This window comes from Baekduia sp., from assembly GCF_035318805.1.
Lineage (GTDB): Bacteria > Actinomycetota > Thermoleophilia > Solirubrobacterales > Solirubrobacteraceae > Baekduia.
In genome coordinates, this window is sequence record NZ_DATHDY010000136.1 from 33349 (window position 1) to 54650 (window position 21302).

At 72.6% G+C, this 21302-nt stretch carries 19 protein-coding genes and 1 riboswitch; of the genes, 10 read left to right on the forward strand and 9 right to left on the reverse strand.

Annotation, left to right across the window (positions count from 1 at the left end; all coding sequences use genetic code 11):
- Positions 1 to 681 precede the first annotated feature (681 nt).
- Positions 682 to 840, forward strand: a riboswitch (cyclic di-AMP (ydaO/yuaA leader).
- A 6-nt stretch (positions 841 to 846) separates the two neighbouring features.
- The 4 genes from VK501_RS26705 to VK501_RS26720 all read left to right on the forward strand — a co-directional run bounded on the left by VK501_RS26705 (position 847) and on the right by VK501_RS26720 (position 7280).
- Complete coding sequence (locus tag VK501_RS26705) at positions 847 to 1980, forward strand: peptidoglycan-binding protein (protein WP_324343021.1); 1134 nt, start codon at positions 847 to 849, stop codon at positions 1978 to 1980.
- A 371-nt stretch (positions 1981 to 2351) separates the two neighbouring features.
- The gene (gene rny, locus VK501_RS26710) at positions 2352 to 3806 is read left to right on the forward strand and encodes a ribonuclease Y (protein WP_324343023.1); all 1455 of its coding nucleotides are present in this window, start codon (positions 2352 to 2354) and stop codon (positions 3804 to 3806) included.
- A gap of 18 nt (positions 3807 to 3824) precedes the next feature.
- Positions 3825 to 5156, forward strand: coding sequence for a tRNA (N6-isopentenyl adenosine(37)-C2)-methylthiotransferase MiaB (gene miaB, locus VK501_RS26715; RefSeq protein ID WP_324343025.1), 1332 nt, complete (start codon positions 3825 to 3827; stop codon positions 5154 to 5156).
- A 39-nt stretch (positions 5157 to 5195) separates the two neighbouring features.
- Positions 5196 to 7280, forward strand: a complete 2085-nt coding sequence (locus VK501_RS26720; RefSeq protein WP_324343026.1) for an intein-containing Rv2578c family radical SAM protein — start codon at positions 5196 to 5198, stop codon at positions 7278 to 7280.
- Between the two features lie 241 nt (positions 7281 to 7521).
- Here the strand turns inward: VK501_RS26720 and VK501_RS26725 are convergent, their stop codons facing one another.
- Positions 7522 to 8313 (reverse strand): SDR family NAD(P)-dependent oxidoreductase, encoded by a 792-nt coding sequence (locus VK501_RS26725; protein ID WP_324343027.1) that lies wholly within the window; start codon positions 8311 to 8313, stop codon positions 7522 to 7524.
- Between the two features lie 60 nt (positions 8314 to 8373).
- On the opposite strand from VK501_RS26725, the gene miaA reads away from it, so the two are divergent.
- From miaA to dapD, 3 genes are read left to right on the forward strand one after another with little or no spacing between them, the layout of a single operon-like run.
- Positions 8374 to 9261 carry a tRNA (adenosine(37)-N6)-dimethylallyltransferase MiaA gene (gene miaA, locus VK501_RS26730; protein WP_324343028.1) on the forward strand — a complete coding sequence of 296 codons (888 nt, stop codon included), beginning with the start codon at positions 8374 to 8376 and terminating at the stop codon, positions 9259 to 9261.
- 12 nt (positions 9262 to 9273) lie between these two features.
- Positions 9274 to 10122 carry a diaminopimelate epimerase gene (gene dapF, locus VK501_RS26735; protein WP_324343029.1) on the forward strand — a complete coding sequence of 283 codons (849 nt, stop codon included), beginning with the start codon at positions 9274 to 9276 and terminating at the stop codon, positions 10120 to 10122.
- Between the two features lie 12 nt (positions 10123 to 10134).
- Positions 10135 to 11136 (forward strand): 2,3,4,5-tetrahydropyridine-2,6-dicarboxylate N-succinyltransferase, encoded by a 1002-nt coding sequence (gene dapD / locus VK501_RS26740; protein WP_324343030.1) that lies wholly within the window; start codon positions 10135 to 10137, stop codon positions 11134 to 11136.
- 465 nt (positions 11137 to 11601) lie between these two features.
- Here the strand turns inward: dapD and VK501_RS26745 are convergent, their stop codons facing one another.
- From VK501_RS26745 to VK501_RS26755, 3 genes are read right to left on the reverse strand one after another with little or no spacing between them, the layout of a single operon-like run.
- Positions 11602 to 12729, reverse strand: a complete 1128-nt coding sequence (locus tag VK501_RS26745) for a pyridoxal phosphate-dependent aminotransferase (protein ID WP_324343031.1) — start codon at positions 12727 to 12729, stop codon at positions 11602 to 11604.
- A complete protein-coding gene (dapE, locus tag VK501_RS26750) occupies positions 12720 to 13784 on the reverse strand; it encodes a succinyl-diaminopimelate desuccinylase (protein WP_324343033.1) in 1065 nt (354 codons plus the stop codon). Before dapE ends, VK501_RS26745 begins: the two co-directional genes overlap by 10 nt.
- A 28-nt stretch (positions 13785 to 13812) precedes the next feature.
- The gene (locus VK501_RS26755) at positions 13813 to 14208 is read right to left on the reverse strand and encodes a TOBE domain-containing protein (protein WP_324343035.1); all 396 of its coding nucleotides are present in this window, start codon (positions 14206 to 14208) and stop codon (positions 13813 to 13815) included.
- Between the two features lie 172 nt (positions 14209 to 14380).
- Between VK501_RS26755 and hflX the strand changes: the two genes are divergently transcribed.
- Positions 14381 to 15688 carry a GTPase HflX gene (hflX, locus tag VK501_RS26760; protein ID WP_324343036.1) on the forward strand — a complete coding sequence of 436 codons (1308 nt, stop codon included), beginning with the start codon at positions 14381 to 14383 and terminating at the stop codon, positions 15686 to 15688.
- A gap of 12 nt (positions 15689 to 15700) precedes the next feature.
- On the opposite strand, the gene VK501_RS26765 is transcribed toward hflX, so the two are convergent.
- Both VK501_RS26765 and dut read right to left on the reverse strand, forming a co-directional pair.
- Complete coding sequence (locus VK501_RS26765) at positions 15701 to 15997, reverse strand: antibiotic biosynthesis monooxygenase (RefSeq protein WP_324343037.1); 297 nt, start codon at positions 15995 to 15997, stop codon at positions 15701 to 15703.
- Between the two features lie 75 nt (positions 15998 to 16072).
- Positions 16073 to 16525, reverse strand: a complete 453-nt coding sequence (dut, locus tag VK501_RS26770) for a dUTP diphosphatase (protein ID WP_324343039.1) — start codon at positions 16523 to 16525, stop codon at positions 16073 to 16075.
- 119 nt (positions 16526 to 16644) lie between these two features.
- On the opposite strand from dut, the gene VK501_RS26775 reads away from it, so the two are divergent.
- Positions 16645 to 17343 (forward strand): DUF4097 family beta strand repeat-containing protein, encoded by a 699-nt coding sequence (locus VK501_RS26775; protein WP_324343041.1) that lies wholly within the window; start codon positions 16645 to 16647, stop codon positions 17341 to 17343.
- A 52-nt stretch (positions 17344 to 17395) separates the two neighbouring features.
- Here VK501_RS26775 and VK501_RS26780 read toward each other — a convergent pair whose 3' ends face one another.
- Genes VK501_RS26780 through VK501_RS26790 form a run of 3 tightly spaced genes read right to left on the reverse strand, consistent with a single transcriptional unit; the run spans position 17396 to position 20633 of the window.
- Positions 17396 to 19108, reverse strand: coding sequence for a glycine betaine ABC transporter substrate-binding protein (locus VK501_RS26780; protein WP_324343043.1), 1713 nt, complete (start codon positions 19106 to 19108; stop codon positions 17396 to 17398).
- Positions 19105 to 19824, reverse strand: a complete 720-nt coding sequence (locus VK501_RS26785) for an ABC transporter permease (RefSeq protein ID WP_324343046.1) — start codon at positions 19822 to 19824, stop codon at positions 19105 to 19107. Before VK501_RS26785 ends, VK501_RS26780 begins: the two co-directional genes overlap by 4 nt.
- Positions 19821 to 20633, reverse strand: a complete 813-nt coding sequence (locus tag VK501_RS26790; protein WP_324343048.1) for an ABC transporter ATP-binding protein — start codon at positions 20631 to 20633, stop codon at positions 19821 to 19823. The genes VK501_RS26785 and VK501_RS26790 overlap by 4 nt, the downstream gene beginning before the upstream one ends.
- Positions 20634 to 20839: 206 nt before the next feature.
- Here VK501_RS26790 and VK501_RS26795 point away from each other — a divergent pair, with 206 nt between their 5' ends.
- Positions 20840 to 21268 carry a GFA family protein gene (locus VK501_RS26795; protein WP_324343050.1) on the forward strand — a complete coding sequence of 143 codons (429 nt, stop codon included), beginning with the start codon at positions 20840 to 20842 and terminating at the stop codon, positions 21266 to 21268.
- Positions 21269 to 21302: the final 34 nt, after the last annotated feature.

Genomic DNA, 21302 nt, shown 5'->3' on the forward strand with positions numbered 1-21302 from the left:
CGTTGAGATACAACGGCTAGGTGCCGCTCGCCGGCCGACGATGGCGATTTGCCGTTGAGATGCAACGTCAACTCGCCATCCGTCCCGCGGACGCCCGCCCGGCTACCGCGGCGTCCGCGGAGGACACGCCAGCGTCCGGGCACCGCTTGCGCACTCGTCGGTGCTCCCAGACCCCGCGCCGCAGCACAACCAGCGCGCGAGCGGCGCGCCAGCCACGCCCGCACCGGCCCCGCGAGCGGCCCGCCACGCCCGCCGGCGCCCCGCGAGCGGCCCGCAACGCCCGCCGGCGCCCCGCGAGCGGCCCGCCACGCCCGCCCGAACGGATGGCGATTTGCCGTTGAGATGCAACGTCAACTCGCCATCCGTCCCGCGGACGCCCGCCCGGCTACCGCGGCGTCCGCGGAGGACACGCCAGCGTCCGGGCACCGCGTGCGCACTCGTCGGTGCTGCCAGACCCCGCGCCGCAGCACAACCAGCGCCCTGAGCGGCGCGCCAGCCACGCCCGCACCCCGCCCTCGAGCGGAGCGCCAGCCACGCCCGCACCGGCCCCGCGTCGCGCGCCCGCCCGGCCACGCCGGCGCCCCGCGAGCGGCCCGCCACACCCGCCCGCGCCCACCCCAATCCTGAGTCTCGACGCGCGCACCGCAACTCCTGCCCCGGGCGGTGTTCTGTAGCCCGACCTGATTGACCAGGCCGAGTCCCGTCGTCTCCGGACGGCGGGAGCGGGGGAACCACTCGGATCGGCGCTGCCGGTCCTGGGGCGAATCGCCGCCGTCCAGCGGCGTAGCGCACTGCGCGAGCCCGTCAGCTCACCTCGTAGGCCGCCCAAGCCGAGGAGCATCTTCGATGGACGCGTGCGCCCAGACCATCATGGACGGCCTGCTGCGGGGCCCGGACGACCGGTTTGCGATCTTCGCCGAGCCGCCTGGCATCCGCGATCTGGGGGCGATCGAACCATGGGAGCACTCGCTGGCGCGCTCGCGGCGCCGGCGGCAGGCGGCGGCCGCGCGGGTGATCGCGCTGCCGAAGGCCGCGACCGCGCGCATCTCCGCGGTGCTGATCGCCGCCGGCATCATCGGCCAGACGGCGCCACTCGTCGGGGCGGCCCAGGCCGCCCAGACCACGCAAGCCGGCGGGGACCTGCGCTCGGGCTCCCGCGGCGACGCCGTCGCGGCCGCGCAGCGCGCCCTCGGGCTGGCCGCCGACGGCGTCTTCGGCCCCGCGACGCGGGCCGCGGTCCGCTCGTTCCAGAAGGCGCACGGCCTCACCGTCGACGGGCGTATCGGACCCAAGACGTCCGCGGCACTGGGCCTGAGCGGCAGCGCCACGGCGAGCGCGAGCACGGCCGACCTCGGCGCGTCCGCCTCCGCGCCGGCGCCCTCGGCCTCCGTCACGCGCGCGGTCCAGCGCGCTCTCGGCCTCTCCGCCGACGGCGTGTTCGGTGCCAAGACCCGCGCGGCGGTCGTCGCCTATCAGCGCTCCCACGCCCTGACGGTCGACGGGATCGTCGGCCCTCAGACGCTCCAGGCGCTCGGCGTCTCCATGAGCACGTCCACCGGCGCGAGCACGAGCAGCGACTCCCCGACGTCCACCGCCTCCAAGACGTCCACCTCGGGCTCGGGCGTCCAGGCGGCCGTGGCGGCCGCGATGTCCAAGATCGGCTCGCCCTACGTCTCGGGCGCCACCGGGCCGAGCTCCTTCGACTGCTCGGGGCTCACCAGCTGGGCGATGAGCCAGGCCGGGATCTCGATCCCGCGCACGAGCTTCGCGCAGTACGGGATCGGCGCCGCGGTCGGCAAGGACTCGATCCAGGCGGGCGACCTCGTGTTCTTCAACACGGCGGGACCGGGCGCCTCGGACGTCGGCCTGGCCACCGGCCCGACCACGGCGGTCTCGGCGACCACCCACGGCGTGATGACCCACGCGATCTTCGACAGCTACTGGGGCTCGCACTTCGTCGGCGCGCGCCGGGTGGGCTAGGGGTGCCGTAGGCGGCCAGCGAGGCCGAGGCCCACCACGGCCGGCCGTCGCCGCCGGAGGTGGGTCCCCAGTCGCGATGGCGACACAGTCTCCTAGTGGCCCACCGATCAGGCTGATTGCACGCGCAACCCGTCCGGTACTACGATCCCGGCCAGCGAAGAACTGGCCCTCCACGGCGACCGAACCTGAGAAGTTCCAGCAGTTTCGTACCGCAGTGCCCGCCGTACCCGCGCACCACTGAGCGCGACCGGCACCCGCAGCACCCGAGACCCTCCGCCCACCTCGCCCGGGCGGCCCCGTCCCTCGCTCCCTGATCGCAGCACCGGAGACCAGGCGTCGCCTCCATCGGCGGCTGGGGAGAGGACACCCAAATGGAAACCCTGATCGGCGCGGGCCTCATCGGTGTGGCCATCGTGATCGCCGCCGTCGTGTACGGCAGGGGGCGGCCCGCCGTGGCGGCCATGCCCGGGGCCGTGGTCGTCGGCGCGACGGCGACCCCCGAGGAGACCGAGCTCCTGCGGCGCGCCGCGGAGCTGGAGCGCAGCGCCGAGCGCACGCACGCGCTCGAGGCCGCGCTGGACCGGCGCAGTGCGGACCTCGACCGTCGCGAGGCCGAGCTGGAGCGGCGCGATCAGCACCTGCGCGCGCACGCGACCGAGCTCGAGCGCCTGCGCGTCGAGCGCGAGGGCGCGCTCGAGCGGATCGCCGGCCTCAGCGCCGGGCAGGCCAAGCAGGCGCTGCTCAAGGACGTCGAGGACGAGGCGCGCCACGAGTCGGTGCGCGTCCTGCGGCAGGTCGAGGAGGAGACCAAGCGCGACGCCGAGCGGCGCGTGCGCTCGATCCTCAGCGTCGCCATGCAGCGCCTCGCCGGCTCGCACGCGGCCGAGACCACGGTGTCGGTCGTCCAACTGCCCAGTGACGACATGAAGGGCCGGATCATCGGCCGCGAGGGTCGCAACATCCGCGCGCTGGAGAACCTCACCGGCGTGGACTTCATCATCGACGACACGCCCAACGCGGTCGTGCTCAGCGCCTTCGACGGCGTGCGGCGCGAGATCGCGCGCATGACGCTCGAGAAGCTGCTGCAAGACGGCCGGATCCACCCGGCGCGCATCGAGGAGACCTTCTACCAGGCGAAGTCCGAGCTGGAGAGCCACATGATGGAGGCGGGCGAGGAGGCGGTCTTCGAGGCCGGCGTCCAGGGGCTGGACCCCGAGCTCGTGAAGGTCCTGGGCCGCCTCAAGTTCCGCACCAGCTACGGGCAGAACGTGCTCGCGCACTCGGTCGAGTGCGCGCACCTCGCCGCGCTCATGGCCTCCGAGCTGGGCGCGAGCACCAAGACCGCGCGCCGCGCCGCGCTGCTGCACGACATCGGCAAGGCGGTGTCGCACGAGATCGAGGGACCGCACGCTCTGGTCGGCGGCGACCTCGCCCGTCGCCACGGCGAATCCGAGGCCGTGGCCCACGCGATGGAGGCCCACCACAACGAGGTCGAGCCGCAGACCGTGGAGGCCGTGATCGTCCAGTCGGCCGACGCCCTCTCCGGCGCTCGGCCCGGCGCACGCGGCGAGTCGTTGGAGGCCTACGTCAAGCGCCTGCGCGACCTCGAGAAGCTGGCGACCCGCCACGACGGCGTCGACAAGGTGTACGCCATGCAGGCCGGCCGCGAGATCCGCGTGATCGTCGAGCCCGGGGCCATCACCGACGACAAGGCCGTCGCGCTCTCCCACACGATCGCCCGCGAGATCGAGCAGGAGCTCGAGTACCCAGGCCAGATCAAGGTGACGGTGATCCGCGAGTCCCGGGCGGTGGATTACGCCAAGTAGAGCTACCCTCTGGCGGCCGTGAGTAAGACCTTCCACGTCACCACCTTCGGGTGCCAGATGAACGAGCACGACTCCGAGCGCATGAAGGGCATGCTCGAGTCGCTCGGCTACACCGAGACCGCCGAGCAGCAGGACGCGGGCCTGATCCTGTTCAACACGTGCTCGATCCGGGAGAAGGCCGACAGCCGCTTCATCTCCTACCTGCAGCTGGCGGCGTCCTACAAGCGCCGCGATCCCGAGATCGTCATCGGGGTCGGCGGCTGCTGGGCGCAGTCGGTCAAGGAGGACGTCTTCCGCCGGTTCCCGTTCGTCGACGTCGCGTTCGGGCCTGGCCAGGTCCACAAGCTCGCGGAGTTCCTGACCAGCGAGTCGCTGACGGCGCAGGGGTTCTTCGAGTTCGAGGGCTTCACCGGGCACCTGCCCGAGAAGCGCGCCCGGAGCTTCCAGTCGTGGGTGCAGATCTCGGTCGGCTGCAACATGAAGTGCTCGTACTGCATCGTGCCCTCGACGCGGGGCCGCCAGGTCGACCGGCCGCTCGACGAGCTCGTCGCCGAGGTCCGGGCCCAGGTCGCCGAGGGCGTGCGCGAGGTCACCCTGCTCGGGCAGAACGTCAACGCCTACGGGCGTGAGATGAGGGCCGGGGCGGGCCGCGGGTCGTTCGCGCAGCTCCTGCACGAGCTCGACGCCATCGACGGCCTGGACCGCATCCGCTACACCAGCCCGCATCCGCAGGACATGAAGGAGGACGTCGTCCTCGCGCACGCCGAGCTGGACTCGGTCTGCCCGCATATGCACCTGCCGCTGCAGTCGGGCTCGTCACGGATCCTCAAGGCGATGCGGCGCACCTACAACCGCGAGCGGTTCCTGGACCGCGTCGCGCTGATCCGCGAGCACAACCCGGACATCGCGCTGACGACCGACGTCATCGTCGGCTTCCCGGGGGAGACTGAAGAGGACTTCGCGGAGACCCTGGAGGTCTGCGAGGCGGTCGGGTTCGACGGTGCGTTCACGTTCATCTACTCGCCGCGGCGCGAGACCGAGGCGGCCGAGCTCGTCGCCGACTTCGTCGGGCACGAGGTCAGCGTGGAGCGGATGGACCGCCTGGTCGAGGTCATCCAGCGCCGCGCCGGCGAGCAGGCCCGGCGGTTCGTCGGGCGGACGCTCGACGTGCTCGTCGAGGGCTCCTCGCGCACCGACGCCGCGCGCCTGCGCGGCCGCATCGGACACGGCAAGGTCGTGAACTTCTCCGGCCTGGCCGAACCCGGCGAGATCGTGCCGGTCGCGATCACGTCCGCGACCTCGCAGACGCTGGCCGGCGAGATGTCGCTGCTGGCCAGGGCGCTGACCTAGTCGGTCGCATCCATCCGCCCCGCGTGCGAACATACGTTCGTGCGCTGGGACAACCTCAAGATCGAAGCCGAAGAGGGCGCCCGCCTTCCCGGCTACCGCGACCCGGCGACCATCCGCCGGTTCGACGCCCCGGAAGCGCTCGACATGCGCTTCTACGAGATCCACGCGAAGTCGGCGCTGAACCGCGTGCCGGAGGCGTCGCGGATGCCGTTCCGATGGACGATCAACCCGTACAGGGGCTGCAGCCACGCTTGCGTGTACTGCGTCTCCGGGGACACGCGGGTGCTCATGGCCGACGGGCGCCACCGGGCGCTCGCGGATCTGCGCGTCGGCGACGAGATCTACGGGACCGAGCGCCAAGGGCACTACCGCCGCTACGTGCGCACGCACGTCCGGGCGCACTGGTCGAGCGTCAAGCCCGCCCACCGTGTGACGCTCGAGGACGGCACCGAGCTGATCGCGTCCGCCGACCACCGCTTCCTCACCAACCGCGGGTGGAAGCACGTGCTCGGCGCCGAGCAGGGAGCACAGCGCCGTCCGCATCTGACGACCGGCGTTGACCTCCTCGGCACGGGACGGTTCGCGGAGGCGCCCGAGGAGAACGAGGCGTACCGGCGCGGTTACTTGTGCGGCATGGTCCGTGGGGATGGCCACCTCGGCCGGTATTCGTACCAACGCCCCGGCCGGACTGTGGACGACCACCACCGCTTCCGCCTCGCGCTCATCGACCAGGAGGCGCTCGACCGCTCCAGCGCCTACCTCGCCGCGGCCGGCGTGCTCACCACCGAGCTCGCGTTCGCCACCGCGACGGCCACGCGCAGTCCGGTGCGCGCGATCCGGACGTCGGCACGGGCCCACGTCGAGGCGATCGAGGAGCTCACGCGGTGGCCCCTGTCGCCGGACGCGCAATGGCGCAAGGGCTTCCTGGCGGGCATCTTCGACGCGGAGGGCTCGTGCGGCTCGGAGGCGCTGCGGATCTCCAACGCGGACCCCACGATGCTGTCGTGGACCGAGAGCTGCTTGAGGTCGTTCGGGTTCGACTGCGTCGTCGAGCCGCCCAACGCCATCGGCGTGCGCTGCGGGCGGGTGCGGGGCGGCCTCGTCGAGAAGTTACGGTTCTTCCATCTCACTGGTCCGGCCATCAGCCGGAAGTGGGGTTTGGAAGGACGGGCGATCAAGACCAAGGCCAAGCTCGGCGTGCGGTCCATCGAGCCGCTTGGGACCACGATGCGGTTGTACGACATCACGACCGGCACCGGGGACTTCATCGCCAACGGGGTCGTGAGCCACAACTGCTTTGCCCGTCCAACGCATACATATCTGGACTTCGACGCCGGGCGCGACTTCGAGCGCGAGATCGTGGTCAAGGTCAACGTGCCGGAGGTGCTGCGGGCGGAGTTGCGGCGGCCTTCGTGGAAGGGCGAGCACATCGCGATGGGGACCAACACCGACCCCTATCAGTGGGTCGAGGGGCGCTACAAGCTCATGCCCGGGATCTGGGAGGCGTTGCGCGACTTCCGCAATCCGTGCTCGGTGCTGACCAAGTCGCCGCTGGTGCTGCGCGACCTGCCGTTGCTGAAGCAGATCGCCGAGGTGACCGAGGTCAGCGCGAACCTGAGCGTGCCGACGATCGACGAGAAGGCCTGGCGCGCGACCGAGCCGCACACGCCGAACCCGCGGGCGCGGCTGGAGGCGGTCGCGGAGCTCAACCGCAACGGGATCCCGACGGGGATCCTCGTGGCGCCGCTGATGCCGGGGATCAACGACGACCCCAAGCAGGTCGAGGAGATCATCCAGACGGCGATCGACGCCGGCGCGACCAGCATCGGCGGGATCGGGCTGCACCTGCGCGGCGAGGTCCGTGGGGTGTTCATGGAGTGGCTGAAGTCCTACCGGCCCGATCTGGTCGAGCACTACGAGGAGCTCTACGCGCGCGGCGCCTACCTGCCGCGGGACGAGTCCGACCGCATCCGCGGGCTGCTGCGGGCCGGCGGGGCGCCCCGCGCGCGGCCGTTCCGCCGCGACCCCGCCGACGACCGTCCGATGGAGCGGCTGATGCGCCGCCGTCCAGGCGCGCCGGCCGCCCCCCGGACACCGGAACCCGAGCAGGAAGCATTGTTCTAGCAGGCACGGTTTGCGGGCCGCCCGCCCGCGCCTGACGGCCGCCACCGGCTTGACGTACGGCCGTACGCCTGCGCTCGCCGGCGACCGTCAACCACGACCGGTCGGGCCGCAAACCGCACCTGCCCCTGGGCGGAACGTCTCTCGCCGGCTGCGCCATCGCGCCGGACGGCACGGCAACCGCCCCTCAGGCTGCCTCGGCCCGGCCGTGCCGCGAACCGTGGCTGCGCGTCGACCCCTCCGTCTAGCGCTTGTTGGCCTGGCCGGCTGCCAATTGCTCGCCCACCTTGTCGCCGCCCAGGCGCTTGGCGACCTTGGCGGAGATCGTGGGGGCGATGGAGGCGAAGGTCGTGCCGGCGCGCATGCCGATCGGGGCGACGTCGATCTCGCCCTTGTCGGTGGTGATCGCGCGGACGACCGCGGCCGCGACGTCCTCGGGCGTGCTCGTGCCGACGCCCTTGGGCAGCTTGGCGCCCGACTCGTGGAACATGCCCGCGTCGCGGATGAAGCCGGGGAAGACGACCGAGACGCCGACGCCGCGGGGGCCGAGGTCGCCGCGCAGCCCCTGCCCGAAGCCGCGCAGGCCGAACTTCGTCGCGCTGTAGATCGAGCTCGACGGCTGGCTGGACTTCCCCGCCAGCGACGAGATCAGCACGATGTGACCGCTCCCGCGCTCCACCATCCGCTCTCCGAGCACGCGCGACAGGATCATCGGCGCGCGCAGGTTGACCTCGAGGGCCCGATCGATCTGCTCGACGCTGAAGTCCAGGATGTCGCCCGAGGCGGGCAGGGCCGCGTTGGCGACCAGCACGTCGACCGCGCCGGCGTCCTCGAGCAGCCGGTCGACCTCTCCGCGGTCCGACAGATCGACCGGCATCGCCCGGCCGCCGATCTCGGCAGCGAGCGGCTCGAGGACGTCGGCACGCCGGCCGGTCAACAGCAGCGAGGCGCCCGCAGCGTGCAGCTGCCGGGCGATCGCGTGGCCGATGCCGCCGGTGGCGCCGGTGAGCAGGACGGACGAGCCGCGGAGTTCCATGCGCGCAAGCCTGACATGCTCCGCCACGTGCCGTCGACGGACCCAGGAACCGGCCAAGCAGTGCTCGCCCTCTTCGGGCCGACCGGCGTCGGCAAGACCGCCGTCGCGCTGGCGGTGGCCCAGCGCCTGCGCGACCGCGGCGAGCGCCCGGTCGCCGTGTCGGCCGACGCGCTGCAGGTCTACCGCGGGCTCGAGATCCTCACCGGCACCGCCACGCGCTCCGAGCAGGAGGGCCTCGAGCACCGGCTGGTCTCGTTCCTCCCCGTCGATGCCACGTTCAGCGTCGCCCAATACGCCCGGATGGCCCACGCCGAGATCGACACGCTGCTGCGCGAAGGGGCGACCCCGATCGTCGTCGGCGGGACCGGCCTCTACCTGCGCGCCGCGCTCGCCGAGCTCGAGCTGCGCCCGCCGCCGCCGCCCGGCGTCCGGGAGCGCCTGACGGCCGAAATCGCCGCCCGCGGGCCCGAGGCGCTGCACGCCGAGCTGCGCGAGCGCGCACCCGAGGCGGCCGCGACGATCGATCCGCACGACCGCCATCGCGTCGTCCGGGCGCTCGAGCTCGAGGTCCAGGGCGCGCTCCCGAGCCCGCCCGCCCCCGACGAGAACCGCCTCTGGACGCACGACACCCGCCACCCGACGCGGCTCATCGCGCTCACGATGGAGCGCGCCGCCCTGCACGCGCGGATCGACGCGCGCGTGGACGCGATGGTCGCTGCCGGCGTCCTCGCCGAGGTCCGCGCCGCCGACGCCGCCGGCGCCTCGCTGACCGCGCGAAAAGCGCTCGGCTTCGACCAGCTGCTCCGCGGCGACGTCGACGCGATGAAGACGCGCACCCGCCGCTACGCGCGCCGGCAGCTCACCTGGCTGCGCAAGCTGCCCGACGTCGAGCTGGTCGACATCACCGGCCGCGACCCGCGCGACGTCGCCACCGAGCTCGTCGGGTAACGTCGCGCGCCGATGAGGTTCCACAAGTGGCAGGCGCTGGGCAACGACTACATCATCGTCGAACGCGAGGCGCTGCCGTTCGCGCTCACGCCGCCCCGCGTCCAGCGGCTCTGCGAGATGCACCACGGCATCGGCTCCGACGGCATCCTGGAGCTGTCGCCGCCCGACGCGCCCGGCTTCGTCGCCCGCCTGCGGATCCTCAACCCCGACGGCTCCGAGGCCGAGCTGTCGGGCAACGGCGCCCGCGAGGCCGTGCTCTACCTGCGCCGCGCCGGCTGGACCGACCAGAGCCAGTTCTCGATCCAGACCGCCGCCGGCGAGATCCGCCCGACGATCCTCGACGAGCGGACGTGCACGCTGGACATGGGGCGCGCGCGGCTGCAGTCGGCCGATTACCCGTCCGGGGGCCCCGACGGACTCGGCACCCTGGAGGCCGGCGGCCGCACCTGGCACTTCCAGCACGTCCAGGTCGGCAACCCGCAGTGCGCGATCCACGTGGCCGACGCCGGCGAGCTCGAGGCGCTGGACCTCGCGGCGATCGGTCCCGCGCTCCAGCAGCATCGCGACTTCCCGAACCGCACCAACCTGTCGTTCTTCCGCGCGCTCGCGCCCGACCGCGTCCGCGCCCGGATCTTCGAGCGCGGCGTGGGGGAGACGAGCGCGTCGGGCACCGGCGCCTGCGGGGCCGCGATCGCCCACGTGCTGCACGGCGGCGACAGCCCGGTGACCGTCGAGCTCGACGGCGGCGAGCTGACCGTCGACGTCGACGAGAGCCTGCTGTTCACGCTCACCGGGTGGGCCGTGCCGGTCTACTCGGGCGAGCTGAGCCCCGAGCTGCTGGCCGATCTCCAAGCGCTCTAGGGTTCAGGTCACATGACCGAGCAGCAGCGCATCTCCGGCGGCGCCTGGGCGATCGGCCTGGCGACCGCGACCGTGGCCGAGGGCCGCGTCCTGGACACCCTGTACCTCTCGCCGACCCTCGGCCTCGACGGCGTGCCGGCCGGCGCGCCCGGTGGCACGCGTCCGTTGAAGTTCGCCGAGGCCACCGACCTCGGGGGCGGCGCGTTCGCCGGCGCCGCTCGCGCCGACGAGCTGCGCGGCGTCACGGTCGCCGCGGTCCTCACGGTCATCGAGGACCTGCAGGCGCCGCCCGCCGACGTCCACGACGCCTACCTGCGGCTGCACCTGCTCAGCAGCCGGCTCGTCGCGCCCAACACCATCAACCTGGACGGCATCTTCGGCGCGCTGCCCAACGTGGCGTGGACCAACCGCGGTCCGGTGGATCCCGCAGCGCTGGAGACCGTCCGCCTGCGCGCCCGCGTGCTGGACCGGCCGCTGAGCGTCACGTCGGTCGACAAGTTCCCGCAGATGACCGACTACGTCGTCCCGTCGGGCGTGCGCATCGCCGACGCCCGCCGCGTGCGGCTCGGCGCGCACCTCGCCGAGGGCACGACGGTCATGCACGAGGGCTTCGTGAACTTCAACGCCGGCACGCTCGGCGCCTCGATGGTCGAGGGCCGCATCAGCCAGGGCGTCGTCGTCGCAGACGGCAGCGACATCGGCGGCGGCGCCTCGATCATGGGGACCCTCTCGGGCGGCGGCAAGGACATCATCTCGATCGGCAAGGGCAGCCTGATCGGCGCCAACGGCGGCCTCGGGATCTCGCTCGGCGACGACTGCATCGTCGAGGCCGGCCTCTACGTCACCGCCGGCACAAGGGTCCTGACGCCCGAGGGCGAGACCATCAAGGCCAAGGAGCTCTCCGGCGCGAGCGGCCTCCTGTTTCGCCGCAACAGCGTCACCGGCGCCGTCGAGGTGCTGCCGCGCTCGGGCACCTCGTGGAGCGGCCTGAACGCCGCGCTGCACGCCAACTAGCAACGAGCCCAGCGCCCGGGTGCTGCGAGCGGCGTCGAGGGACGACGTAACCGGCGTTCCGCGAGCGGCGTCGAGGGACGACGCAACCGGCGTTCCGCGCTGGCGCCGTCGTGGCGCGGGACGTGGTCTGGGGTCAGTGACGAGAACGAGCGGAGCCGGCGGCGCGGGCGCGGCCGGTCGTCCGCGAAGGTGGGGCGCGCACGGATGGCGGGTGGGGGTCGCCCTGCGACCACAAACCGCCGTCGGTCGTCCAGAACGGCCGTTCATGCCCGAATGACCCACCCCACGACGCCGGCGGACGAGCCCGGAGCGCCGGCGCCACCACTTGGCTCGCTCTCGTCCGTGATCCGCACCGCGCGTCGCACCATCCAACCGCGCGAACGGAACGCCACGAACGCCAGCGCAGCGAACGCGCCGGCGGCGGTGGAGGTTGTGTGCGCGGGCCGCGCCTCGCCGCGCCGCCAACTACCGCAGGCGCTTGGCCGCCGCGGCGCAGGCCTCGGGCGTCGGGACGAGCGCGAAGCGGACGTGGCCGGCGCCGCCGGGCCCGAAGTAGGATCCGGGCGCGCAGACGATGCCGTGCTCGAGCAGGCGCACGGCGCAGGCTTCGTCGTCCTCGCCGTCGGGCGTCGTCATCCACAGGAAGAACGTCCCGTGCCCGCCGGCGCTGCGGAAGCCGGCGGCGTGGAGCGCGGGCAGCAGCAGGTCGCGCTTGCGCCGGTAGCGCGCCCGGACCTCCTCGACGTGCGACTCCTCGTTCCACGCCGCGATCGACGCGCGCTGGACGAACTCCTGCGGCGCGACGCCGACGTTCGGCCGGTAGCGCTTCAGCGCCGCGATCAGCGCCGGGTCGCCGGCGACGAACCCGGAGCGGTAGCCGGGCATCGACGAGCGCTTGGAGAGCGTGTTGAGCACCGCGACGTTCGTGCGGTCGGCCAGCTGCAGGCCCGAGACGGGCGCGTCGCCGTCGAACCACAGCTCGGAGTACGCCTCGTCGCAGGCCAGGACGAAGTCGTGCTCGCGCGCCAGCGCCGCGGCCTGCTCCAGCAGCGCCATCGGCGCGACCGCGCCCGTCGGGTTGTTGGGGAAGTTGAGCCAGAGGATCGCCAGCCGGGAGAGCACCGACGGCGCCAGCGCGTCCAGGTCGGGCAGGAACCCGCGTGCCGGATCGAGCGGCAGCTCGACCACCTCGCGCCCGGCGAAGCGCGCGCCGCGATCGGGCACGGGATACCCCGGCGTGGTCACCGCGACCGCCTCGCCGCCCACCACCTGCGCGAGGTGGAACACCGCCTCCTTGGAGCCGAGCGTCGGCACCACCTCGGTCGCCGGATCGAGCGCGACGCCGTAGCGCCGTCCCACCCAGCTCGCGATCGCCTCGCGCAGCGCCGGCAGCCCGTGGGCCTTCGGATAGGTCGAGACCGGGTCCAGCGCGCCGGCCAGCGCGGCGCGGATGAAGGCCGGCGTCTCCTCGCGGGGCTCGCCGGCGCCGAAGTCGATCAGGTCGATGCCGCGCGCCAGCGCGTCGCGCTTGGCCTCGTCCAGCCGCACGAACGGGTAGGTGCCCAGCGACTCCAGGACCGGGTTCAGGCGCACAGGAACCTCACCAGCGTGTTGTAGGAGTCGACCAGCGAGGCGACCGCCACGCGCTCGTCGCGGCGGTGGGCGTACTGCGGATCGCCGGGACCGAAGTTGACGGCGTCGACGCCGGCGGCCGCGAACTCGGCGACCGGCGTCCACGCCTGCTTGGGCGCGACCGACAGGCCGCCGGTCTCGATCAGCCGCGCGACGAGCGGGTTGCCGTCGGGCACCGCACCGGACGGCGCGTTTCCGTCGATCCGCACCTCCCCGAACGGCTCGCACAGCGCGCGCAGCCGCGCCTCGGCCTCGGCCGCGCTCGTGCCGGGCGCGTAGCGCATGTTGACCTCCACGACGCAGGCGTCGGGCACGACGTTGCGGGCGACGCCGCCGTGGATCGTCACCGCCGAGACGACCTCGCGGAACGTCAGGCCCGCGAACGCGTGGTCGACCGGCTCGACCTCCGCCAGGGCCGCGATCCCACGGCCGGCCCGGTGGATCGCGTTGTCGGCCAGCCATGGCCTGGCGCTGTGGCCCGCGACGCCGCGGAACGTCCACGTCGCGTTGATGTTCCCGACGCAGCCGGCGTGCAGGCCGTTGCCGGTCGGCTCCATGACGAGGACCAGATCGGCCTCGCGCAGCCCGGGCTCGCGCTGCAGCAGCGGCGTCAGCGCGCTGTCGCCGAACGGCAGCTCCTCGCGCCCGAAGAACACGAACCCGACGTCGACCGTGGCGTCCGGAGGGGCGAGGGCCAGCTCGATCATCACGCCCAGCGCGGCCTTCATATCGGCGGCGCCGAGGCCGTGCACCCAGTCGCCGTCGCGCGACCCCGGGAAGTTGCCCTGCGCGGGCACGGTGTCGAGGTGGCCGGCGAGGAGCACGAGCGACCGGTCGCCCCGGGCCGTCGCGCCCGCCACCACGCACGTGTCGCCAGCATCGCGGGCGCCGGCCGCCGGCGCCAGCACGTCGAGCACGTGGGCGGCCAGCGCCGCCTCGGACCCCGACTCCGACGGGACGTCGACGAGCTCCAGTACGCGGGCGGCGAGGCGTTCGGCGAGGCCGTCGTCGGGCATGGAGCGCCACGCTATCGCCCGCCCGCCCTCAGCGCTTCTCCACGACCACCGTCGTCGACTTGATCAGCGCCACGGCCTGGTCACCGGGCTTGATCCCGAGGTCGTCGGCGGCCTCACGGGACATCAGCGACACGATCCGGTACGGGCCGCACGCCATGTCGATCTGGGCCATCACGCCGTCGCGCCGCACCCCGAGCACGATGCCCTGAAGCCGGTTTCGCGCGCTGGAGCGTCCCTCGCGCGCGCGCTCGCGCAGGAGCGCCGCCAGCTCGTCGGCCCGCAGGTAGCGCTGCTGCCCGCGCCGCTCGAACTGGATCCGACCGTCACGCTCCCAGCGCCGCAGGGTGTCGACGCTGACCCCGAGGGCCGCCGCCGCCGCTCCGATGCGGATCCAGTCCTCTGGCCGTCCGGTCACTTCCGACACCAGCCCACCTCCTTGGCCCCCGACGCTACTCCGACCGTACCCAGGCAACCTGCATCATCTGTCCAGGGCAACCACCCACAACTGACTAGCCAGAGCGGTGGGCCAGGGTCCGACTTCCGGTGCGTCGCGGCACCTGGACAGGCCATGCCAAGCACCTAGACTCACGTAGCACATGGAACGCAGTCGCAATGGACGCACGACACCCACCCGCTCAGGAGCCACGCCGACCGAAGGACGCGCCAAGCAGCGCGCGTACCTGATCGCCGCGCTGGACGAGGGCGAGGACCTGTCGGAGCTGCGCGAGCTGCTGAGCACCGCGGGCGTCGCCGTCGTCGGCCAGGCCGTCCAGCACCGCGACAAGCCGCATCCCAACACCTACCTCGGCCCCGGCAAGCTGCTGGAGGTCAAGGACGCCGCGAAGGCGGCCGACGCCAACGTCGTCGTCGTCGACGACGAGCTGAGCCCCCGCCAGGAGCGCAACCTGGAGAAGGACCTCGGGATGTCGGTCGTCGACCGGACGGCGACGATCCTCGACATCTTCGCCGCGCACGCCAACACGGCCGAGGGCAAGCTGCAGGTCGAGCTGGCCCAGCTCGAGTACAACCTCGCGCGCATGCGCGGGCTGTGGACCCACCTCGAGCGCCTCGGCGGCGTGTCGAGCGGCGGCTTCGCCACCCGTGGACCGGGCGAGTCGCAGATCGAGACCGACCGCCGCCTGGCGCGCGATCGGATCGCCGCGCTGCGCCGCCGGCTCGAGCACGTCAAGGGCACGCGCGCCGTCCAGCGCGCCGAGCGCGAGCGCGCGCACCTGCCGCAGGTGGCGATCGCCGGCTACACGAACGCCGGCAAGTCCACGCTGCTCAACGCGATGACGGGCGCCGACGTCGGCGTCCGCGACCGCCTCTTCCACACGCTCGACCCGACGACGCGCCAGCTGCAGATCGACGGCCGGCCCTACCTGCTGACCGACACCGTCGGGTTCATCCGCAAGCTGCCCCACCAGCTGGTCGACGCCTTCGGCGCGACGCTGGAGGAGACGCGCCTCGCCGATCTGATCCTGCACGTCGTCGACGCCTCGGCCGACGAGGACGAGCTGTGGGAGATGCTGCGCTCGGTCGAGGAGACGCTCGAGGCGATCGGCGCCGGCGACCGGCCGCGGCTGCTCGTCCTCAACAAGGTCGACGCGCTCGACGAGGAGCGCCGGCAGGCCCTGTGGCTCCAGCATCCCGACGGCATCCAGGTCAGCGCCCTGTCGGGCGAGGGCCTGGAGCAGCTCAGCCGCGCGATCGAGGAGGCCTTCGTCCGCACCCTGGAGCCCGTCGAGCTCCTGCTGCCCTACTCCGAGGGCGGCCGGCTCGCCGAGCTGCACGACGTCGCCGGCGACCTCCAGCGCGAGGACACCGCCGACGGCGTCCACGTCTTCGCCCGCCTGCCCGCGGCCACCGCGGAGCGCTTCTCGCGCTTCGCGGTCGGCCGGTAGCCGCGCCGGGCCCTACTTGCTGGCCAGCACGTCGACCTGCTCGATCGACGGCGGCGCGCCGAAGAGCTCGGGGTGGTCGGCCAGGCCCTGGGCGACCGCGCCCGCGAGGTGGGCCTGACGGCCGTCCTCGCCGGCGAAGGCGTCGAAGATGCCGAACGTCGTGGGCCCGAACCGCAGCACGTACCAGACGATCGTGCCGGGCTCCTGGGCGACGAGCGCCTTCGCGCTGCGCAAGAACTCCGCAAGGGCCTCGCTCTGGCCGTCGGCCGCCTCCAGCCGCACGAACAGTCCCACGCTCACGTCTGCCATCGTCGCTCCTCGTCGATCGGGTGTTGATCCACGGCGATGCCCCGGATTGCGAGAGACGAACCGCCGGATGCCGCGTCAGCGTCCCGACGAGCCCCAGCCGTCGACGCCGCGATCGTCGGGCGACGGCGGCAGCTCGTCGACCACGGCCAGCGCCGGGGCCCAGAACGGCAGCAGGAGCAGTTGGGCGATCCGGTCGCCGGCCTCGGCACGAAACGGCTCGGCGCCCGTGTTCAGCAGCGTGACGGCCAGCTCGCCGCGGAAGTTCGGATCGATCAGCCCGAGCGCCGGCACGACGCCGTGCCGCGCCGCGAGGCCGGAGCGGGGGACGACCAGGCCGCAGAAGCCGGCCGGCAGCGCGATCGCCACGCCGGTGTCGACCTTCACGCGGCCGCCCGGCGCGAGCGCCACGGCGGCCAGGCAGCGCAGGTCGTAGCCCGCGTCGCCGGGACGCGAGCGCTCGGGCGCGCGGGCGCCTTCGCGCACGAGCTTGATCTCGAGCTGATCGAGGGCGACGGCGACCGGATCCATGGGCGCAGAAGCTAGCGTCTGAGCAGGACATCCCCCGTTGGGGGACACCTGCAGTGGGGATGCAAGAAGGGGTGTCAGCCGTACCTCCGGGGTCGCGCCGCAGGTCTACCTTCTCGGCTGTGTCGACCCGCCGGATCGTCCTCCTGGCCGCGCTCGGCCTGCTCGTGCTGAGCGGGGCCGCGTTCGCGCTGTCCGAGACGCTCCACCGCAGCGTCGACACGAGCTCGACGCTGACCGCCCACGTCCGCAAGATCGTCGTCCGGACCGACGTCGGTGACGTCGACGTCCGCGCCGGCCTCACCCGCGACGTGATGATCCGGCGCCACGACGCGTGGCTGCTGGACCGCCCGCAGATCAGCGAGCGCTACGCCGGCGGCGTGCTGACGATCGAGACGCACTGCGGCAGCCTGAAGAACGTGCTGCGCTGCCGCAGCGACCTGCGCATCGACGCGCCCCCGGAGGTCGACGTGACGGTCCGCGCCGACACCGGCGACGTCGACCTGCGCGGCCTCAGCGGCCGGGCCGACATCCAGACGACGTCGGGCGACATCCGCACCCATCGCCTCGAGCCCGTCACGGTCCGCGCCAGCGCCGACGGCGGCGACGTCTCGCTCGACCTCTTCGGCGAGCCCGCCCGGACGGAGGCCAGCAGCAACGGCGGCGACGTCCGCGTGACCGTCCCCTACGGCCCCTACCGCGTGGACGCCGACACCGCCGCCGGCAACGTGAAGGTCGAGGGCGTGATCCGCGACGACCTCGCCCCGCAGGCCATCGCCGCCCTGACCGACGCGGGCGACATCACGGTGCGCGCGCGGTAGCTCGCCCAGGGCTCGCTCGCGCGGCCCTGGGCAAGGCTCTCGACCGGCGTGCCTACTGCACGTAGCCCGCCTCGGAGAGGTACTCCCCGGCGACCTTCGCCGGGGTCTCCTTGTCGAGGTCCACGCGGGAGTTCAGCTCCTGCATGACCTCCAGCGACAGCCCACCGGTGACCGCGTCGACGGTCTTCTGGAAGTCCGCGCCGGCGGCATCGGCGACCGACGTCTTGGCCAGCAGCGACGCGTTGTAGGGCGGGAACAGCTGCTTGTCGTCCTTGAGGAGGACCAGGTTGTCGGCCTTGATCTGGCCGTCGGTGGTGAACACCTCGCCGACGTCGGTCTGCCCGTTCTTGATGACCTCGTGGCGCTTGGCCAGGTCGATCGAAAGGAACTTCTTGAACTTCAGGCCGTAGACGCTCTCGAGGCCCAGCAGGCAGTCCGTGCGCTGCTGGCACTCCGGCGGACCGGAGATCGTCAGGTCCTGGGACTTGCCCTTGAGCTGCGACAGCGTGGTGATGCCGCCGAGCTTCTTGGCCTCGGCCTGCGTCACGGCGAAGCCGTTGGAGTCCGTGAACGGGCTCGGCGCCTCAGCGGTGATGCCCTCCTTGGCCATGCAGGTCTTCGACTGGTCGTAGGCCGCGGCCGCGTCGTGCGGGACCGCCTTGTCCTTCACCTTGCAGAAGCTCGTCAGGATCGTGCCGGTGTACTCCGGGTAGGCGTCCACGCGGCCGGCCTTCAGCGCCTTGAGCGCGATCTGCTCGGAGCCGAGGTTCAGCTGCTTCTTGACCTTGTAGCCGGCGGCCTTCAGCGCCTGCGCGTAGATCTCGCCGAGGATGAACTGCTCGGTGAAGTTCTTCGAGCCGATCGTGATCGTCGGCTTGCTCGCGTTGTCGGGGTTGGCCTGGATGACCTTGGAGTCGGTGGTCGTGGCGGTTTCGGTGGCGGTCGCGGCGGCGGCGCCGGTGTCACCGCTCGTGTTGGTGTTGTTGTCGCTGCCGCAGGCGGCCAGGCCGAAGGCCAGGGCCAGCGCGAGCAGTGCGAGAACGCTGCGGGATCGCATGCGTCGGTTCCTCCTCGTAGGGGTGTTGGTCTTCTCTGATGACAGCTTGAGCCCGCGCGGCGTCACGGCCCCCTGCAGCGCTGCGAACAGCAGCTCTGCACCGATGGCCAGGACCGCGATCAGCAGCGCCGTGCCGAGGCGCCCCGCGTCGCCGTGCACGTTGGCGTTGATGATCGGCACGCCGAGGGTGTCGACCCCGACGTAGGGCCCGAGCGTCACGGTCGCCAGGACGTTGACGACCGAGGTGCGGATGCCGCCGAACACCAGCGGCAGGGCCAGGGGGAGCTCGACGCCGAGTGCCAGCCGGCGCTCCGTGAGCCCCATCCCGCGGGCGGCGTCGACCACGTCGCGGTCGACCTGGCGAACGCCCACGTACGTGTTGGTGAAGATCGGGGGGATGGCCAGCAGCACCATCGCGAAGACGAGGTTCGTGACGTTCAGCCCGATGTAGGTGCTGGCGAACACGAGCACGGCGAAGCTCGGGACCGCGCGCCCGACGTTGGCGGCGGTGCTGGCCAGGAGCTGGCCCCGGCCCTTGTGGCCGAGCCAGAGCGCGAGCGGAAGCGTGATCGCCACCGCGATGACGATCGCCTCGAACGTCACGCGCAGATGGGTCCACAGCAGCGGCAGCAGGTGGCTGCCGCCGACCTGGACGCCGCCGCCGACCGACTCGCGCGAGTGCAGCAGGTAGTCGAGCACGTCGATCATGCGACGGCCCTCGCCCGCTGCCAGGGCAGCAGCGCCCGCTGGGCGCCGAGCAGCCCGAGGTCCAGCACGAACGCCAGCAGGATGCAGATCGCCCCGGCGGTCAGGACGTTGGACTTGAACGCGATGTCGCTGAGGATCTGCTGGCCGAGGCCGCCGGCGCCCGCGTAGAAGGCGAGCGCCGCCAGGCCGACGGTGGAGGTCGTCGCCACGCGCAGGCCGGCGAAGATCTCGGGCAGCGCGAGCGGCAGCTCGACGCGCCAGAAGAGCTGGCGGTCGGTGAAGCCCATGCCGAGCGCGGCGTCGCGCGCCTCGGCGGGCACGTTGTCCAGGCCCGCGACGATGTTGCGAAACAAGATCAGCAGCGTATACACGGTGAGCGGGATCAACGCGGTGACGAACCCGAAGCCGGTGAGCGGGATCAGCAGCGCGAAGAGCGCCAGCGACGGGATGGTGTAGAGGATCCCGGTGACGCCGATGATCGGGCCGGTCAGCCAGCGGTGGCGGTGGGCGACGATCGCCAGCGCGAAGGCGATGACGAAGCCGATCAGCACCGCGGCCAGCGTCAGCTGCACGTGCCGCCACGTCGGCGAGGCGTAGTCGCCGAGATGATGGACGATCCAGTCGGGGCAGATCCCGTTGTTCTGGACGCAGCTCAGCTTCCCGCTCTCGCGGTTGTGGAGCTGGACCTGCCCGAGGATCTGCAGGGCGCCGGTCACGCGTCCTGCTCCTGTCCCTGGCGGCGCACGGCCAGCAGCCACTCCAGGCGCGCGACCATGCGGTCGACGCCGACGAACTCCTCGACGAACTCGTCGGCCGGCGAGCGCACGAGCTCCTCGGGCGTCGCGTACTGGGCGAGCACGCCGCCGGGCTTCATCACCGCGATGTGGTCGCCCAGCTTGAGCGCCTCGTCGATGTCGTGCGTGACGAAGATGACGGTCTTGCCGAGATCCTGCTGCAGCTTGCGGAACTCCTCCTGCAGGCGGCCGCGCGTGATCGGGTCGATGGCGCCGAACGGCTCGTCCATGAGCAGCAGCGGCGGGTCGGCCGCGAGCGCGCGGGCCACGCCGATCCGCTGGCGCTGGCCGCCAGACAGCTGCGCGGGGTAGCGCGTGCCCATCGAGGGCTCCAGGCCGACGAGCTCCAGCAGTTCGGCCGTGCGCGAGCGGATGCGGGCGGCGTCCCAGCCGAGGAGCTTGGGGACGGTCGCGATGTTGTCGGCGACCGTGAGGTGGGGGAACAGGCCGATCTGCTGGATGGCGTAGCCCATGGAGCGCCGCAGCTCGGCGGGCGGGCGGTCCATCACGCTGACGCCGTCGACGCGGACGTCGCCGGAGGTCAGGTCGGTCATGCGGTTGACCAGGCGCATCGCGGTCGTCTTGCCGCAGCCCGACGGGCCGATCAGGATGCAGACCTCGCCGGCGGGGACCTCGAACGTCAGCTCGCGGATCGCCGGCTCGGTGGCGCCGGGGTACCGCTTGGAGACGTGGTCGAACTCGACGGTGGCGGCAGACGGGGACGGGGACATCAGTTGTCCACCAATCTACTTGGAAACGGCTCGGCGTAGGCCAACGGCCCCTCGGGGTGGGCGGAGTTGGGAAGGGTCATGACACTCCGCAGCCGGCGGAACGCACGATCCTACCCCGATGCGCCGGCGGGCCATCGCAGAACGGCGCCTGCGAGACCTTCGGCGACCGTGTGGAGACGGGCGCCCGAGCGTGCCAAGCTCCGTCCATGAGCGAGCTTCCCCTCACCGGCGGCTGCCTCTGCGGCGGCGTGCGCTACGAGATCTCCGAGCCGCTGGTGTCGGCCGGCTACTGCCACTGCACGCGCTGCCAGCGCCGCGCCGGCGTCGGCGCCGGCGTCTCCGCGCGCGTGGTGCCCGGCAGCTTCCGGATCACCGCCGGCGAGGAGCTGCTACGCGCGTGGTACCCGCCGGACGGCGGCAACGCCAAGGTGTTCTGCACGGTCTGCGGCAGCGGCATCTTCGCCCACGATCCCGAGAACCCCGAGCTCATGGGCGTGCGCATCGGCACGATCGACGGCGATCCGGGGATCCGCCCCGGCTACCACCAGCACCTTGAGAACGCCGCCGTCTGGGAGCAGCTCTCCGACGACGGCCTGCCGCGCTTCGACGGCGTGGCATCCTCACCGCCGCGATGAGCCCGGGGAACACTGGCCCAGACGGCCAGGTTCC